Source organism: Neisseria sp. HMSC067H09, assembly GCF_001814135.1.
Classification (GTDB): Bacteria; Pseudomonadota; Gammaproteobacteria; order Burkholderiales; family Neisseriaceae; genus Neisseria.
This window is the reverse complement of sequence record NZ_KV814922.1, coordinates 1-251: the sequence shown is the minus strand read 5'-3', so window position 1 is coordinate 251 and position 251 is coordinate 1. Positions and strand designations below refer to the sequence as shown.

The window sequence follows — 251 nt, the reverse complement described above, 5'->3', positions numbered from 1 at the left end:
GGCGCAGGCAAGGAATGCGTTTTTGGCGTTTTCGCTTTATTGTTTTGATGCATCGGTCTACAAAAATACAAAATATGCGAAGTGTTTGAACTGGCAGGAAACCGTTAAAGAACCTCCCTGCACCTTAGGAAAAATCTACCGTCTTTCTTCAGGCAACGGTACCGAACTCAAAGCATACTTTACCTCCCTGTCTCAAAAACCTTTCCTGAGTGAAGCCGCCAAAACTGCTTTTTCCGGTTTAATCTCCCAAG

General features: G+C 44.2%; 1 pseudogene. It reads left to right on the top strand.

Annotated features, from left to right (window positions below):
* Positions 1-22 precede the first annotated feature (22 nt).
* Positions 23-251 (top strand): annotated as a pseudogene (locus HMPREF2954_RS07585) (type IV secretory system conjugative DNA transfer family protein); the annotation flags it as partial.